This window comes from Hymenobacter volaticus (assembly GCF_022921055.1).
GTDB classification, from domain to species: Bacteria; Bacteroidota; Bacteroidia; order Cytophagales; family Hymenobacteraceae; genus Hymenobacter; species Hymenobacter volaticus.
Genome location: NZ_CP095061.1, coordinates 490,794 through 506,455 on the forward strand (window position 1 = coordinate 490,794; position 15,662 = coordinate 506,455).

Sequence of the window (15,662 nt, forward strand, 5' to 3'; positions counted from 1 at the left end):
GCTGAACAAAAATTATTTTCAACTGTCGGGTTACCTATTGAAAGCTCGTGTATAAAGCCTTGTAATTCATCGTGGCTCTTCGGAGAAATCACTGAGTTACACCCTAAATCGACTTTCAATTTCCAAACAACCCCTTACCATGAAAAAAGTATTGTTCCTCGCCCTGGCTGCTGCTTCGTTCACTTTCTCTTCTTGCGACAGCAAGACTGAAAACGCTACCGAAGGTGCTGCTGAGAGCACAGAAGCTGCTGGCGAAGCTAAAGCTGACGCTATGGAAGAGCAGGCTGATGCCGTTCGTGATTCTGCTGATGCTACTGCCGACAAAATGGAAGACGGCGCTGACGCTGCTGACGCTCCTTCTACTACGGCTCCAGCTACTACCGCTCCTGCTACGACTCCAGCTCAGTAATTGCTGTTGGTCTTAGACCCGAAAAGGGCTCCTCATTGCGAGGAGCCCTTTTTGTTTTTGTGCCTTTGAGAAAGCGCAACTATCAGCCTAAGCGCCGTTGCAGCAACCCGTCTACTACATCAAAAAGCTTACGGGGTGGGTAAGTCCGCCAAGGCATTTCGTCTAGCTGGCCGCCAAAGTTCACGTAGTTGTCGATATTATATTGGCGCATCTCGCGGATAACATGTTCTTGGAAGTTGATGGCGGCTATCCAACCATCTTCCACATCCTCAAACCATTCCTCGTAATAATCATCGTCGGAGCCGTGGAAGTTGAACACATTTTCACCGATGAGGATGAATTTGCGGATGCCTTCGTGCGTCATCAAATCCACGATGTTGCGCTTAAGCAACATGATGTCGTTTTCGATGGCGTCGTTCCATTCGCCAATGAATTCAATGATGGCAATGCCTAGTTCGTAGTCAACAAACAGAATTTTCAGGAACAGCGTATCCGAATCGAGGCTATCCCATTGTGGATGAATGTAATAGCCATAAATAGTATTCACATAGCTGTCTAAACTGTTTTCTGCTTCGAACAGTGGAGAACGGGGGTCTTCGGAGGCAGAATACTGCTCCATCCAAGCGTAGTGTGGTTCGATGGTGTGCATGGGAGTCAGAATGTAGCACAAGCGTCAGCTTCTGCCGTATCGAGAGGCCTTTTGCTGCTGTAACTACACTCAAACCATCAGGGTTTCCAATGGCCGCACAAAACACATAGCCTCGTAGGAAACAGCCAGATACTCACGCTACTTCGTTTGCTTGGCGGCCAGCGCTGCCCGCACCGAACCATGTTGTTGCAGCAAGGCCGCTGCCGCCTCTTGCTCGATGCCTAACTCGTCCATGAGCATCCGCTCGCCTCGGTCTACTAGCTTGGCATTGGTGAGCTGCATGTCCACCATCTTGTTGCCCTTCACGCGCCCTAGTCGGATAAAAGTCGCGGTAGTGAGCATGTTGAGCGCCAACTTCTGCGCCGTTCCGGCCTTCAACCGGGTGCTGCCCGTCACAAACTCCGGCCCGGTCACGATTTCCACCGGAAACTCAGCCGCCGCTGCCACTGCCGAACCCGCATTGCATACAATGCAGCCCGTAGCCAACCCGTGCTGACGTGCTTGCTCAAGCCCGCCAATGACATAAGGCGTACGACCCGAAGCCGCAATACCTACCACGATGTCTTGGTCGTTGATGTTGTAAGCTTCCAAGTCGCGCCAAGCCTGTTGCGCATCGTCTTCCGCATTTTCTACGGCCTTCCGGATGGCGGTGTCGCCGCCCGCAATGAGACCAACCACTACGCCGTGCGGCACCCCGAATGTGGGTGGGCACTCCGAGGCATCAAGAACCCCGAGCCGCCCACTAGTACCAGCGCCGATGTAAAATAGCCGTCCACCTTTGCTTAAGCAGGCCACCGTGGCTTCTACCAGCGCCTCCAGCTGCGGTAATGCTTTGGCTACTGCCTGCGGTACTGTCTGGTCCAGGCTGTTCATGCCAGTTAGCAGTGCCTGGGTGGAAAGCGTTTCGAGGTGGTCGAAATAGGAGGGGCTTTCAGTGGACATTTTAGGAGCGAAAAGAGTAGGAGAAAAGTAGCAGCCAATAAAGGCGAGAAAGATGGAAAAGCAAGACAATAACGTATCGCCTTGCCACTAGCCCAACCGCCCAATTACAGAGAATTTGTCGAACACATTAGAATTATGCGGGGCATCCTCATCCAACTCACGGGTGAGGTCTTGGCCGGCCCAGTGCTCGTAGTGGTTGCCGCGCTGCCAGAGCCGAGAACGACTGACATCGTAAATCAATCCTTGATACGCTACCCAAATTTCGTCTCGGTCCTGCCCGTTGCGCAGCGCCAGCTGGGATTTTGTGTAGGTAGGCAGCTGCCTGGTAGTAGAGTCAGCTTGCGTTTGCGACGGGCCCTGTGCTGCTGCGGTTGTGGCGTTGTTACGGTGAGGTGAAACAGGCTTTTCCATAATCTAAACTAGCGGGCTAACGGCAACCAACTTAGCCAAGCAAAGCCTGAGTTAGGAACCAGCGGTTAGGCATGTCGCCCTGCGCAGCGTGAATGTAGTCTTCGTAGCTGCACGGGATGATGCGCTTCACATTGCTATTGGCCAAACTTTCCACTTCCAGCCACCACTTCTCAGTGAATTTCGACTTGTAGAAAACCAGCTTACCAGGGGTTTCAGGCGTGTCAGGCAAGCCCACCGCATAGCGGATGAAGCGTTTGCTCTGAAAATCAGGCTCGGGGCAGCGGTGGTAAAAGCCTTCTACAAAGTACCAAAGCATGGTAGACAGAGTAGCAGCCGCTAAGCCATGTACATCGTGGTCGGGGCGGTAACCGTAGAGGCCGAATGAGGTAAGTTGGTCGTTGGTGCCAGCATACCATGCCAGCTTGGCTGCTTCCTCATTGGTCAGCCCAAAAGGGTTGGCCGGGTAATAGCCGGGGGCGTCATTCCAGCGAATAGCCGCTATATCAAAGCTCACAAAATCGGCGTGGCGCAACAGCGGCTCCGCTTGCCGGATATCGTCACGGATCTGACCTAGCCGGAGCCGCTCGAAGTGCATTTTCTCTAGCGCGGCTAGCACGTCGGGCGCTACCAAGTATTGCTGGTGCCCTAGCTGTGCAAAGCTGAATAAGAAGTTGGGCTCGTGCATGAGCATGCGCCGCAAATGGCTGTCCTCGGCGCGCGAGCCAGCTTCCTGCGCCATATCCACGCGGGCGTCGATAGTGGCAAAGCTTACGGTACGGTCCAGGGTTTCGTAAGCCAAGAACTGCCCGTAGTCAAGGTCGTGCGAGCCTCCCAATAGAATAGGTACGGTGCCATGTTCGAGAAGAGCCGCAATAATTTCGCGCAGGCGCTGGTACGTATCATCGAGCGTGAGGCCAGGCCGCAAATTACCTAAGTCGGCCAGTCGGATAATGCCGGTGCCTCTTTGTAATTGGTAGAAGCGCTGCCGGACTTCGTCGGCTCCTTGCGTAGCAGGCGTACCAGCAGCGCTGCCCCGCCATTCATCGAGGCCAATAAGCGCTATATCGGCCGTTCGCCAGTCTGGAAACACATCCAAAAAAGGCGAAACGCAACCGGCCAGCGTACTAGGGGAGGAAGCAGAAGAAACTAGCTCTTCGGGAGCGGGTTGAAAAAGATGGCCAGATTCATCGAGCGCGAACAGTGCGGACTACAGCAAAGCTACACCAATTGCCGCCACGGCCCATGCTTACCGCGTCCGGTCCAGCTTTCAGACTAGGCTTTGCGTGAAAAAAAGTTGTTATTTATGGCAGCGGTTCCAGGCCAATAAGTTGCCGATACGCAATTCAGAACTACTTCCGTTTCCTGCCTAACCCACCTCCCGCCCTCATCCCATGGATATTCGTCGCACCTTCGATATTCTCCCTCATCTTCAGCAGAAGTACAACAAGCCGGATTGCTTTGCTTCTAAAATCAACGGCCAATGGACTCCGATTAGTACCGATGAGGTTGCCACCCAAGTAAACCTAGTGAGCCTAGGCTTGCTGCAACTCGGAATCGGCAAAAACGACAAAGTGGCCATCATTGCCATGAATCGGCCCGAGTGGATCCTTGCTGATTTCGCTATTTCGCAGCTTGGAGCTACCAGCGTGCCGATGTACCCGAGTATCACGGTGGAGGATTACAAATACATCTTCACTGACGCGGGGGTAAAGGCAATTTTCGTATCCGACCAAAAGCTGCTCGACAAAGTGCGCGAAGCAACGCAAGGCCTAAACATTCCGGCTGAAAACGTTTTTAGTTTCGACAAACTGCCCAACGCCCGGCACTTTTCCGAGCTGCTAGAGTTGGGCAAAAAAGGCAACCCTGCCGATTTAGAGCCTATCAAAGCAGCCGTAGAACCCGACGATTTGCTGACGCTCATTTACACGAGCGGCACGACGGGGCAGCCAAAAGGGGTGATGTTAACCCACAATAACATCCTTAGCAACTGCCGCAATGTGAAGCGTTTCGTGCCCGTCACGTCCGCCGACAAAGCGCTGAGCTTTCTGCCGCTCTGCCACATCTTCGAGCGGATGGTTACGCACCTCTACCTTATCTATGGGGTAAGCATCTACTATGCCGAGAGCATGGAGGTAATTGCCGACAACCTGCGGGAAGTGAAACCGCAGATTTTCACTACGGTGCCCCGCCTGCTAGAGAAGGTGTATGATAAGATAGTAGCCAAAGGCCATCAACTGGACGGCGTAAAGAAAAACCTATTCTTCTGGGCCTTGGATTTGGGGCTGAAGTACGACACGCAGAAAGACCAGGGTTTCTTCTATAACACGCAGCTAGCACTGGCCAACAAGCTAATCTTCAACAAATGGCGTGAAGCGCTAGGTGGTAACCTGCGGTGCATTGTGAGTGGTGGTGGCGCCTTGCAGCCACGTTTGGCGCGGGTGTTCTGGGCTGCTGGCATTCGCGTGATGGAAGGCTATGGCCTCACCGAAACATCGCCTGTGATTGCCGTTGGTGGGTATGAGCCTGAAAACAACATGATTGGTACCGTCGGCCCCATCATCGACAACACCGAGGTGAAAATTGCCCAAGACGGCGAGATTCTAACTAAGTCGGAGTCGGTGATGAAGGGCTACTACAACAAGCCAGAACTAACGACCAAGGAATTCGACGAGGAAGGCTGGTTCCACACCGGCGACATTGGCGAGCTAGTGAACGGTCGGTTCCTGAAGATTACCGACCGTAAGAAAGAGATGTTCAAAACCTCCGGCGGTAAGTACATCGCGCCGCAAGTAATTGAAAGCAAACTAAAAGAGTCGCCATTGGTGGAGCAGTGCATGGTAGTCGGCGACGGTCAGAAGTTTCCATCGGCACTCGTTATTCCTTCCTTCGATGACCTCAAGGCGTGGTGCAAACGCAACAGCGTGGACTGTAACTGCGCGAACGAAGAGCTAGTCAAAAACGAGAAAGTGGTGAAGATGTACGAAGACCTCGTGCACAAATACAATAACGGATTTGCACAGTGGGAGCAAGTCAAAAAGATTGTGTTGCTGCCCAAACTTTGGTCGGTGGAAACCGGCGAAATGACTCCCACATTGAAAGTTAAGCGCAAGATCATTTCCAATAACAACAAGGAGCTGATCGAGAGCCTGTATCAGCACGCCAGCGAAAAGCATCAGGCAGAAAAGCATTAAAGGTGGTTGGCAGTAGCTGTATGTGCTGCTGCTTACGAGAAGCATGGGCTGATTTTCTTTCTGCATGGCAGCAAAGAAGATCGGCCTAACTTTTTTCAAGAAACTTAGTATGCAAGCATAACATATTTTCGTATGTTTACCGGACTTGCTCTCTACTGATGAAACCCGAAGAAACCGTCGATTATAACATTAAAGTTGCTTGGCACGCCATTTCGCGCATGTACAATACGCAGGCGGCCAAGCACGACATCACCACCAGCATTGGCTTCGTCCTGCTGAATATCGACCAAGAGAACGGCACACCGGCAACCAAGATTGCGCCTTTGTTGGGTCTCGAAACTCGCTCCCTCACGCGCATTTTGCGCTCTATGGAAGAGAAGGGCCTAATCTACAAGCAAGCCGACACCCAAGACAAACGCTCGGTTCGCATTTTTCTGACCGAAGAGGGCTTGCGCGGCAAGGAAATTTCGCGTCAAACGGTGCGCCATTTCAATCTGAAAGTACGTGAGAAAATCCCTCAAAATCAATTGGATATCATGTTCAAGGTGATAGGGCAGATTACGGGCATGATCGAGGGCAAAACGCTTTTCGACGATTTTCAGCTAAAGCAGTTGCGTTCCGAATCTTCGACTACGGAGCCACGGCCACTTTAAGAGCCGGGGTTAAATAACTCTGGCAAGACCGTCGTGTTCGGACATACTCTGCATGACGAATAGTTAGCTAAGTTTTCTTTCTGAATTCCTCATTTCTCACCCACTCATTCTCCCCACGAATGAATCGTACCATCAAAAAAGTAGCTGTATTGGGCTCTGGTGTGATGGGCTCGCGCATTGCGTGCCACTTCGCCAACATCGGGGTGCAGGTGCTGCTGCTCGATATCGCCCCAAAGAGTTGCTGCCCACGGAGGAAGCGAAAGGCCTGAAGCTGGACAACCCTGCTGTACGCAACCGCACCGTGAATGCAGCGCTGCAAGCGGCTATTGCCAGCAATCCTGCGCCTCTCTACCGCAAAGGCGACGCTAGCCGCATTAAAACTGGCAACTTCGACGATAACCTCAAGGATATTGCGAGCTGCGACTGGACCATTGAAGTGGTAGTGGAGCGCCTCGATATCAAGAAGAGCATCTTTGAGCGGGTAGAGCAGTTCCGTAAGCCTGGTACGCTTATCACCTCCAACACCAGCGGCATCCCGATTCATATGATGACGGAGGGCCGCTCCGATGACTTCAAGAAATACTTCTGCGGTACCCACTTTTTCAACCCGCCGCGCTACCTGAAGCTGCTCGAAATCATTCCAACGCCGGACACCGATCCGGCTATCGTTGATTTCCTAATGCACTACGGTGACTTGTACTTGGGCAAAACCACGGTACTAGCCAAAGATACCCCCGCCTTCATTGCCAACCGCGTCGGTGTGTTCGCCATCATGGACGTGGTGCAGGTGATAAGCCAGCTTGGGCTGACGGTGGAGGAAGTGGATAAGCTTACCGGACCCGTTATCGGCCACGCCAAGTCGGCTACCTTCCGAACGTCGGATGTGGTTGGTTTGGATACGATGATTAATGTAGCCAATGGTTTGGCGCAAAATCTGCCCAACGACGAAGCCAAAGCCGTGTTCCAAGTGCCCGACTTCATTAAGAAGATGGCGGAGAACAAATGGCTCGGCGACAAAACCGGCCAAGGCTTCTATAAGAAAGTACGCGGCGAGGGCGGCAAATCCGAGATTTTAGCCCTCGACCTGAACACGCTCGAATACAAGCCGAGCGCCAAGGTGAAGTTTGCCACACTGGAAACCACCAAGCCGATTGAGAAACTAGCGGACCGCTTCAAAGTGCTGGTAGCTGGCAAAGACAAGGCGGCTGATTTCTACCGCAAAACCTTCGCGGGCCTTTTCGCTTACGTTTCCAACCGGATTCCCGAAATCACCGACTCGCTTTACAAGATTGACGATGCGCTGCGTGCTGGCTTTGGCTGGGAAATGGGTCCGTTTGAAACTTGGGACGCCCTTGATGTGCAGAAGGGCCTAGAGCTGGCGCAAGCCGAAGGCAAGACGGTAGCTCCGTGGGTGGAAGAAATGCTGGCTGCCGGCAACACCACTTTCTACAAGGTAAACGAGCAGGGCGTAAAGCAGTTTTACGATATCGACTCGAAAGCCTACAAGGCTATTCCAGGCCTCGAAAACTTCATCATTCTCGATAACCTGCGCGCCACCGGTAAAGTGGTATGGAAGAATTCGGGTGCTTCGGTAATTGACCTAGGCGACGGTATTCTGAATGTAGAGTTCCACTCCAAGATGAACGCATTAGGTTCTGATGTTATTCAGGGCCTGATGAAGGGCGTGGAACTAGCTGAAAAAGACTTCCGCGGCTTAGTGGTCGGCAACGATGCCACGAACTTCTCGGCTGGTGCCAACTTGGGCCTCGTGTACATGTTCGCGCTGGACCAGGACTTCGACGAGTTGAACCTGATGATTGCTCAGTTCCAGCAAGCCATGATGCGGATGCGCTATAGCAGCATTCCGGTGGTGGGCGCGCCGCATGGCTTAGCCTTAGGCGGTGGCTGCGAGCTGAACCTGCATTGCGACCGGGTGGTAGCCGCGGCTGAAACTTACATGGGCCTTGTAGAATTCGGAGTAGGTCTGATCCCCGGCGGTGGAGGTACCAAGGAAATGACCTTGCGCACCGCAGCCAAGTACGAAGAAGGCGAGCCCGAGTACAACCTGCTCCGCAACACCTTCATGACCATCAGCACGGCCAAAGTCTCCACTTCCGCTGCCGAAGCTTTCGACTTAGGCTTCCTGCGCCGCGGTGATGAGGTAGTGGTGAATGGCAACCGCGTGATAGCGCAGGCCAAGGCCGCCGCTATCGAGCTAGCCGAAGATGGCTACACGCAACCGACGCAGAAAACCAACATTAAGGCACAAGGCAAGGGCGCTTTGGGCATGTTCCTGACGGGCGTACACGCCATGAAGGAAGGCCGTTACATCTCCGATCATGATGTGAAAATTGCCAACAAGTTGGCTTACATCATGTGCGGCGGCGACCTGAGCAGCCCAACGGAAGTGTCGGAGCAGTACCTGCTGGACTTGGAGCGCGAAGCCTTCCTAAGCCTCTGCGGCGAGCGGAAGACGCTGGAGCGTATTCAAAGCATCCTGACTACCGGCAAACCCTTGAGAAACTAGAGTCAATAGCCTAGCTCCACTCGACTTGGATGGGCTAGGGGAGAGGTGAAATGGTAGAACGAAAGGCTTACGCAGTATTGTTCTACAAATTAAGAAACTCCCCTGGCTCGTTCTTCACAGCGAGCGGAACTAGAGTCAACTAGCTCTAATCCCACTACTTTCTTCAAGATTAAATATATGAACGCATATATCGTAGCCGGTTACCGCACCGCAGTAGGCAAAGCTAACCGCGGCGGTTTCCGCTTCACCCGGCCCGACGATCTCGCGGCCGACGTCATCAAGCACTTGGTGGCCTCCGTGCCCGCTCTCGACCCTAGCCGCATCGACGACGTGATGGTTGGCAACGCGGTACCCGAAGCCGAGCAAGGATTGCAAATGGGCCGCTTGATTTCGTTGCTAGCGCTGCCTACCAACGTATCAGGCCTCATTGTAAACCGTTACTGCGGCTCCGGCGTGGAAACTATTGCTATGGCTGCCAGCAAAATTTCTGCTGGTATGGCTGATTGCATTGTGGCCGGTGGCACGGAGAGCATGAGCATGGTGCCTACCGTTGGCTGGAAAACGGTGCCCAACTACAAGCTAGCGCAACAGCATCCGGACTACTACCTCGGTATGGGATTGACTGCCGAAGCTGTAGCGCAGGACTACAAAATCAGCCGCGAAGATCAAGACCAATTCTCCTATAATTCCCACCAGAAGGCTATTAAAGCTATTCAGGAAGGTAAGTTCAAGGAGCAGATAGTGCCTATCACGGTAGAGGAAACATACCTCGACCAGGCTACCAACAAAAAGAAAACTCGCTCCTACGTAGTCGATACCGATGAGGGCCCACGGGCCGACACTTCGGTCGAGGCTTTGAACAAGTTAAAGCCAGTATTCGCGGCCAACGGTACCGTTACAGCCGGCAACTCTTCGCAGACCTCTGATGGCGCCGCCTTCGTGCTAGTAATGTCAGAGCGGATGGTGAAGGAATTGAACCTGGAGCCGATTGCCCGCATGATAACTTATGCTACTGAAGGCATCGACCCGCGCATCATGGGGATGGGCCCTATTAAAGCAGTTCCGAAGGCGCTCAAGCAAGCCGGCATGAAGCTCGACGACATCGACCTAATTGAGCTTAATGAGGCATTTGCTTCGCAGTCCATTGCGGTAGTGCGCGAGCTAGGTATTGATGAGAGCAAGCTGAACGTGAATGGCGGCGCTATTGCGCTCGGTCACCCACTTGGCTGCTCCGGCGCTAAGCTCAGCATTCAGCTATTCCACGAGTTGCGCCAGCGTGGCCAGAAGTACGGTATGGTAACTGCCTGCGTAGGGGGCGGCCAAGGCGTAGCGGGTATTTACGAGCTGCTGAAGTAGCAGAGCTCATCCGCTTTGTTGTTAAGCTTAGATACGCTAGTACAATAGACAGCTAGCACTTTACAAAAAAGAAAGCCCCGAACAAACGGGGTTTTCTTTTCGTTAAGTAGTCGGCAAGCATAACATATTTTCGTATATTTCGGTAACTCAACCTCAAGGACACTTTAGGCTAAAAATACTCGGCAAGCCGAACATCTTGCCGCTTCTCTAGACATCAATAAAACCTCTTACAACAATTCTCACCTTAGTCATGGAAGTAACCAACAAGCTTGTGAAAGGCGGCGAGTTCATTATTAAAGAGACCGACGCCCAAGACATATTCACGCCCGCCGATTTTTCGGAAGAGCAGAACATGATGCACCAGACGGCTCTGGACTTTGTGGAGAAAGAAGTTCAGCCGTTGCTTGAGCGTCTAGACAACCACGAGGAGGGCCTGATGCGCGGCCTGATGGAAAAAGCTGGTCAGCTTGGCTTGTTCGGGGTAAGCATTCCGGAGCAATACGGTGGCCTGGATATGGACTTCACGACTTCCCTGCGCGTGACGGAAGGTGTGGGCGGTGGCCACTCGTTTCCGGTTGCTTTTGCGGCTCACACAGGCATTGCCATGCTACCTATTCTGTACTTCGGCAACGAAGAGCAGAAGAACAAGTACCTGCCCGGCCTGACTAACGGCGAATTGATGGGCGCTTACTGCCTTACTGAGCCGGGCTCGGGCTCCGATGCGCTAGGTGCCAAAACCAAAGCTATTCCCACCGAAGACGGTGAGCATTATGTGCTCAACGGCCAGAAGATGTGGATTACGAACGGCGGTTTTGCCGACGTGTTCATCGTATTTGCTCAGGTAGACGGCGACAAATTCACTGGCTTCATTGTAGAGCGCAACACGTCGGGTTTGAGCCTCGGCAACGAGGAGCACAAGATGGGCATCAAGGGTTCTTCGACTCGTCAGGTGTTCCTCTCTGATGTGAAAGTGCCAAAGTCGGCTGTGCTTGGTGAAATTGGTAAAGGCCACCTCATTGCTTTCAATATCCTGAACATTGGCCGCATCAAGCTAGCCGCTGCTTGTTTGGGCGCTACCAAAATGGCTTCTACGCTGAGCATCAAATATGCCAACGAGCGGGTGCAGTTCAAACTGCCGATTGCCAAGTTTGGCGCTATCAAGCACAAACTGGCGCAGCAAGCTATTCGCATCTACGCAGTGGAGTCGGCCATCTACCGCGCCGGTATGGACATTGCGCGCATGGAGCAAGAACTCCTCAGCAAAGGCCAGAGCCACAACGAGGCATTGCTAGGTGCCGCCCGCGAGTTTGCCGTAGAGTGTGCCATCTTGAAAGTAGAAGGCTCGGAAGTGCTTGACTATGTGGTAGACGAAGGTGTGCAGGTATATGGCGGCTACGGCTTCTCGGCCGATTATCCCATGGACCGTGCTTACCGGGATTCGCGTATCAACCGCATCTTCGAGGGCACCAATGAAATCAACCGCATGCTGGCCGTTGACATGATTCTGAAGAAAGCTCTGAAAGGCGAGCTTGACCTGATGGGTCCTGCTCAAGCTGTACAGCAGGAACTGATGGCTATTCCAGACTTCAACTTAGAAGACGAAACCGGCCTGTTTGCTACCGAGAAGAAGACGATTGCCAAGCTGAAGAAGGCTATCCTGATGATAGCTGGTACGGCGGTGCAGAAGTACATGAACTCGCTGGCGAAAGAGCAAGAGGTACTGATGAACATCGCTGACATGGCCATCAAGGTTTATACGGCCGAAAGCACCTTGCTTCGCGTGGAGAAAGAAGTTGGTGTGAAAGGTGAAGAAACCTTGTCGACGCAAATAGATATTGCCCGCGTGTACCTCTACGACACGGTAGATCAGGTAACTAAGTTCGGTAAGGACGCCATTGCTACTATGACCGAAGGCGACGAGCAGCGTCTGCTGGCTATGGGTCTCAAGCGTTTCACCAAAGCCGACCTATACAACGCCAAAGAAGCGCGCCGTCGCATTGCCGACGTGCTAATTGCGGCCAACGAGTATGCCTACTAAATCACGGTTGCAGACGGATATTTAGAATTATGCGGCTTAGGCCGTGTATGCAGGCAAACAAAGCCGCCCCTGGTTTCAGAGGTGGCTTTGTTGTTTCGGGTGCAACGGATTGTTGTGCTATGCGTTTGCCAAACACACGTCCACTCCTAAATCCCACAGATTATGGCCAACGAACAGGTACAGGGCAAAGACTTTTATGAAAGCGTGCTGCGGTTTTATGACCACGCAGCCAGCTTCTCGAAGCTTGATCCTGGCATCATCGCCCAGATACGGGTCTGCAACAGCATCTACAAAGTGAACTTCCCGGTGGAAGTAGATGGGCACGTGCAGGTATTTGAAGGCATCCGCGTACAGCACAGTCACCACAAACTGCCTAGCAAAGGCGGCATTCGGTACAGTGTGTATGTGGACGAGGAAGAGGTAATGGCTCTGGCCACGCTCATGACTTTCAAGTGTGCCTTAGTAGATGTTCCGTTCGGTGGAGCCAAGGGAGGCGTAAAAATCAATCCGCGCACCAGTTCTGAGCAACTCCTAGAGCGGGTAACGCGCCGCTATGCCAGCGAACTAATTAAGAAAAACCTGATTGGGCCCGGCATGGATGTGCCAGCACCTGACTACGGTACCGGCAGCCGCGAAATGGCCTGGATTGCCGATACTTATCTCACCTTCAAATACGGCGACACCAACGCCTTAGGCTGCGTAACCGGTAAGCCAGTAGGGCAGGGAGGAATCCGGGGCCGTACGGAAGCTACCGGTCTTGGGGTATTCTACGGGCTTCGTGAGCTGCTGATGGATCAGCTCATGCTGGAGAAAATAGGGCTGAGCAGCGGCATTGCCGGTAAGCGCATCATTGTGCAAGGATTAGGCAATGTAGGATACTATGCCGCCCATTTCTGCCAAGCTGCCGGGGCTATCATCACGGGTATTGCGGAGCGGGAAGGAGGTATTTTCAACCCAAACGGGTTGGATGTATCCGCTGTACTCAAGCACCGGCAGGACACTGGCGCCATTTGTGGCTTCGAAGGAGCCCAAGACGTAGCCGATTCACTGGACTTGCTCGAATATGAGTGCGACGTGCTTTTGCCTGCTGCCTTGGAAAACCAAATTCACGAAGGCAACGCGGCTAATATCAAAGCCAAAATCATTGCTGAAGGAGCTAACGGCCCGACCACACAAGCCGCAGAGCAAATCTTGCTGGAGCGCGGTATCGTTATTCTTCCTGACCTCTATCTCAACGCTGGTGGCGTCACGGTGTCCTACTTCGAATGGCTGAAAAACTTGTCGAATGTGCGTTTCGGCCGCATGGGTAAACGAGCCGAGGAGGCGGCTATGAAGCGCCTAGTAGAAACCATTGAGCGAACCACTGGCAAAACTATCACCCCCAAGAGCGGGAACTGATTGTACACGGTGCCGATGAAATTGACCTTGTACATTCCGGGCTAGAAGACACGATGATTACCGCTTACCATGCTATTAGGAGGGTAATGGATGAGGTAGATGGCATCAATGACCTGCGGACGGCTGCCTTCTATAATGCCATCGAGAAAATAGGCGTGAGCTATCAATCATTGGGCATCTTCCCATGAGTTAATGACTTGCCTAATAGTTGTATCAACAAAAAGCCGTTCCAGCTAGCTGGAACGGCTTTTTGTTGGTGTCTTAGGTTGCTCTATTGATGTAAGGTACTACTTCACTACAATCTTATTCAGCATTAAGGCCGCCGATTTCTTACTAGGCCGGCTAACACCAATAAGCGTCTTTGCATCAAGCCAAGCCGTAAAATCTTTCACATAGGATGGGTTTTGGTCGGCGGCTACGTTCAAGCCTAGGCCTTTTGGGGCTGTACCACGCCCGTCTGCAAGTTCACGCGCCGTAAGTACAGATCCGATTTGCCTTTCAGCTTTTCCCAAGTCATCAACTGTAAGTCGGAGCCATAGACGGCGGCTCGGTAGCCGATGCTGCTGAAACCTTCGGCGGCAGGTGCTACCTGATCTTTGGCAACAACGCTGTGCCAGGCCGGCGACAGAAATTCATTGTAGCCAAATAAGTGCAGCTCACGGGTATGGCCAGGCGAATCGTCACCGCCTTCTTCGAACTTCTTTTCACCTACTACCACCAACTGCTTTTCGTCGGTAAGCAGCAAGTCGGTGAGGTATATGTCTTCTAGGCGTTTGGCTGTGGCGGCGGTGGCTTTGTTGGTTTCAGCTAAGTACTCCGGCGTAAAGCTGAATTCGGGAGCAAACTTCATGTCTCCTTCGCCCGAAAAATCAAACTTTACCACCTTTAAGCTATGATAAAGGCCGCTTTCTCGCTCATTGCAAATAGCAGCAGCATAAAGCACATTATCGGGTTGTAGCACAAATCGAGAATCAAACACGTTGACCACCTTGCCCCCAAACGTGCCCCCCACCGACACCGACATGACCTTGATGTCATTGTTGTCGTTGCGGTAGCGCCGAACGGTGAGCTTCTTCATTTCATCGCTCACGAGCGTCACGTACTGCGCGCCGTCGTTGCCGACGTGAACGGTGGTTGAGAAGAACGCGCCTTGGTCGCTAAAGTCGTAAGAACGGTCTTTGAGCTTGGTTAGCTTTTCATCGAATACGCTGGCGCTAATAGATTTAATCTGGTTGTTCCGAGCAACATAGCGCCAAGCCACCGTTTTGCTGCCATCTGGCGAAAAGGTCACGCCAGGGCGCCGGTCACGCAAGCCAGTTTCGGTTAACTTCTTCAGCGGAGACTTTTGGCCATTACTTAAGTCAATGGCTTGAGCTGAAATACTTTGGGTAGCGCCGCTCTTATCATAAACCGCTACTAGAGCTTGTCCGCTGCTAGCAGTAAAACCTTCAACGGCTTGCTCAGCAGTGAAGGGTAGAGCTGTGCTCCACAGACGCTTTAGTTCTGCATCATAGCGCTCAATAGCGTATTCAGTAGCCGATTTGTGAGCAAGAATTATAAACCCACCGCCGGTTAGCGGTAGCGTTTTACGAGATACGCGCTGGTTGTACCGGTCATCGGAGCGTTCGGGGAGATAACTGAAAGGGGCCGACTTTACCTTCTGAGCTGACACCCCGGTCGGAGCAAGTAGCAAGGTGAAGGCAATAGTACCAGCAGCTAGCAGATAGTTGAAGCGCACAAGCAAAGTAGGTTAAATGAAAAAACAGGCTGAAAAGGAAACTGTATTCTACAAAGGTATTAAGTCTGGGAGTATGCGTATGCGTCCTATCATTTGGGATAAATGCCTTTTATGGATAACCATTTGTTTACGTATTCATAATGCAACTGATAATGGCTTTGTATTGGGTATGTATTTAATTTGCAAGGTTTTTAGTGGTGAACCAAGCAAAAGTGAGGTCGCAAAAAGTGTTTATATCTTGCTAATAAAAACTTATATAAAGTCAAGTTTTATTGCCTGATACATCCCTCTAACAGCGTTGAAATTGCGTTTTAGTAATTTTATGAAATATTAGAAGAACTGTTTTCTCC

General features: G+C 52.2%; 11 protein-coding genes and 2 pseudogenes. 8 read left to right on the plus strand and 5 right to left on the minus strand.

What is annotated here, in order from left to right:
- Positions 1 to 139: 139 nt before the first annotated feature.
- A complete protein-coding gene (locus MUN86_RS02120) occupies positions 140 to 409 on the plus strand; it encodes a hypothetical protein (protein WP_245121153.1) in 270 nt (89 codons plus the stop codon).
- 82 nt (positions 410 to 491) lie between these two features.
- Here MUN86_RS02120 and MUN86_RS02125 read toward each other — a convergent pair whose 3' ends face one another.
- From MUN86_RS02125 to MUN86_RS02140, 4 genes are all read right to left on the minus strand, one after another.
- On the minus strand, positions 492 to 1,058 hold the full coding sequence (locus MUN86_RS02125; RefSeq protein WP_245121155.1) for a hypothetical protein: 567 nt from the start codon (positions 1,056 to 1,058) through the stop codon (positions 492 to 494).
- Positions 1,059 to 1,196: 138 nt separating this feature from the next.
- Positions 1,197 to 2,000 (minus strand): N-acetylmuramic acid 6-phosphate etherase, encoded by an 804-nt coding sequence (gene murQ / locus MUN86_RS02130; RefSeq protein WP_245121157.1) that lies wholly within the window; start codon positions 1,998 to 2,000, stop codon positions 1,197 to 1,199.
- Positions 2,001 to 2,087: 87 nt separating this feature from the next.
- On the minus strand, positions 2,088 to 2,318 hold the full coding sequence (locus MUN86_RS02135; RefSeq protein ID WP_245125571.1) for a cytochrome b5 domain-containing protein: 231 nt from the start codon (positions 2,316 to 2,318) through the stop codon (positions 2,088 to 2,090).
- A 124-nt stretch (positions 2,319 to 2,442) separates the two neighbouring features.
- A complete protein-coding gene (locus MUN86_RS02140; protein ID WP_245125574.1) occupies positions 2,443 to 3,501 on the minus strand; it encodes a formimidoylglutamase in 1,059 nt (352 codons plus the stop codon).
- Positions 3,502 to 3,802: 301 nt separating this feature from the next.
- Between MUN86_RS02140 and MUN86_RS02145 the strand changes: the two genes are divergently transcribed.
- The 6 genes and pseudogenes from MUN86_RS02145 (at position 3,803) to MUN86_RS02170 (ending at position 13,762) form a co-directional block, all read left to right on the plus strand.
- A complete protein-coding gene (locus MUN86_RS02145; protein WP_245121159.1) occupies positions 3,803 to 5,602 on the plus strand; it encodes an AMP-dependent synthetase/ligase in 1,800 nt (599 codons plus the stop codon).
- Between the two features lie 158 nt (positions 5,603 to 5,760).
- Complete coding sequence (locus MUN86_RS02150) at positions 5,761 to 6,255, plus strand: MarR family winged helix-turn-helix transcriptional regulator (RefSeq protein WP_245121161.1); 495 nt, start codon at positions 5,761 to 5,763, stop codon at positions 6,253 to 6,255.
- 119 nt (positions 6,256 to 6,374) lie between these two features.
- Positions 6,375 to 8,782: pseudogene (locus MUN86_RS02155) on the plus strand (3-hydroxyacyl-CoA dehydrogenase/enoyl-CoA hydratase family protein).
- 177 nt (positions 8,783 to 8,959) lie between these two features.
- On the plus strand, positions 8,960 to 10,138 hold the full coding sequence (locus MUN86_RS02160) for an acetyl-CoA C-acyltransferase (protein WP_245121163.1): 1,179 nt from the start codon (positions 8,960 to 8,962) through the stop codon (positions 10,136 to 10,138).
- A gap of 250 nt (positions 10,139 to 10,388) precedes the next feature.
- Positions 10,389 to 12,176: an acyl-CoA dehydrogenase FadE gene (locus MUN86_RS02165; protein ID WP_245121165.1), complete on the plus strand. Its 1,788-nt coding sequence runs from the start codon at positions 10,389 to 10,391 to the stop codon at positions 12,174 to 12,176.
- Between the two features lie 162 nt (positions 12,177 to 12,338).
- Positions 12,339 to 13,762 (plus strand): annotated as a pseudogene (locus tag MUN86_RS02170) (Glu/Leu/Phe/Val family dehydrogenase).
- A 239-nt stretch (positions 13,763 to 14,001) separates the two neighbouring features.
- Here MUN86_RS02170 and MUN86_RS02175 read toward each other — a convergent pair.
- The gene (locus MUN86_RS02175) at positions 14,002 to 15,312 is read right to left on the minus strand and encodes a hypothetical protein (protein WP_245121168.1); all 1,311 of its coding nucleotides are present in this window, start codon (positions 15,310 to 15,312) and stop codon (positions 14,002 to 14,004) included.
- Between the two features lie 16 nt (positions 15,313 to 15,328).
- On the opposite strand from MUN86_RS02175, the gene MUN86_RS02180 reads away from it, so the two are divergent.
- Positions 15,329 to 15,592: a hypothetical protein gene (locus tag MUN86_RS02180; protein WP_245121171.1), complete on the plus strand. Its 264-nt coding sequence runs from the start codon at positions 15,329 to 15,331 to the stop codon at positions 15,590 to 15,592.
- Positions 15,593 to 15,662: the final 70 nt, after the last annotated feature.

Excerpts from the sequence above, each read along its gene's own strand:
- MUN86_RS02165 (WP_245121165.1), top strand. The coding sequence starts at position 10,389 with ATGGAAGTAACCAACAAGCTTGTGAAAGGCGGCGAGTTCATTATTAAA.
- MUN86_RS02145 (WP_245121159.1), top strand. The coding sequence starts at position 3,803 with ATGGATATTCGTCGCACCTTCGATATTCTCCCTCATCTTCAGCAGAAG.
- MUN86_RS02120 (WP_245121153.1), top strand. The coding sequence starts at position 140 with ATGAAAAAAGTATTGTTCCTCGCCCTGGCTGCTGCTTCGTTCACTTTC.
- MUN86_RS02150 (WP_245121161.1), top strand. The coding sequence starts at position 5,761 with ATGAAACCCGAAGAAACCGTCGATTATAACATTAAAGTTGCTTGGCAC.
- MUN86_RS02160 (WP_245121163.1), top strand. The coding sequence starts at position 8,960 with ATGAACGCATATATCGTAGCCGGTTACCGCACCGCAGTAGGCAAAGCT.
- MUN86_RS02125 (WP_245121155.1), bottom strand. The coding sequence starts at position 1,058 with ATGCACACCATCGAACCACACTACGCTTGGATGGAGCAGTATTCTGCC.
- MUN86_RS02180 (WP_245121171.1), top strand. The coding sequence starts at position 15,329 with ATGAAAAAACAGGCTGAAAAGGAAACTGTATTCTACAAAGGTATTAAG.
- murQ (WP_245121157.1), bottom strand. The coding sequence starts at position 2,000 with ATGTCCACTGAAAGCCCCTCCTATTTCGACCACCTCGAAACGCTTTCC.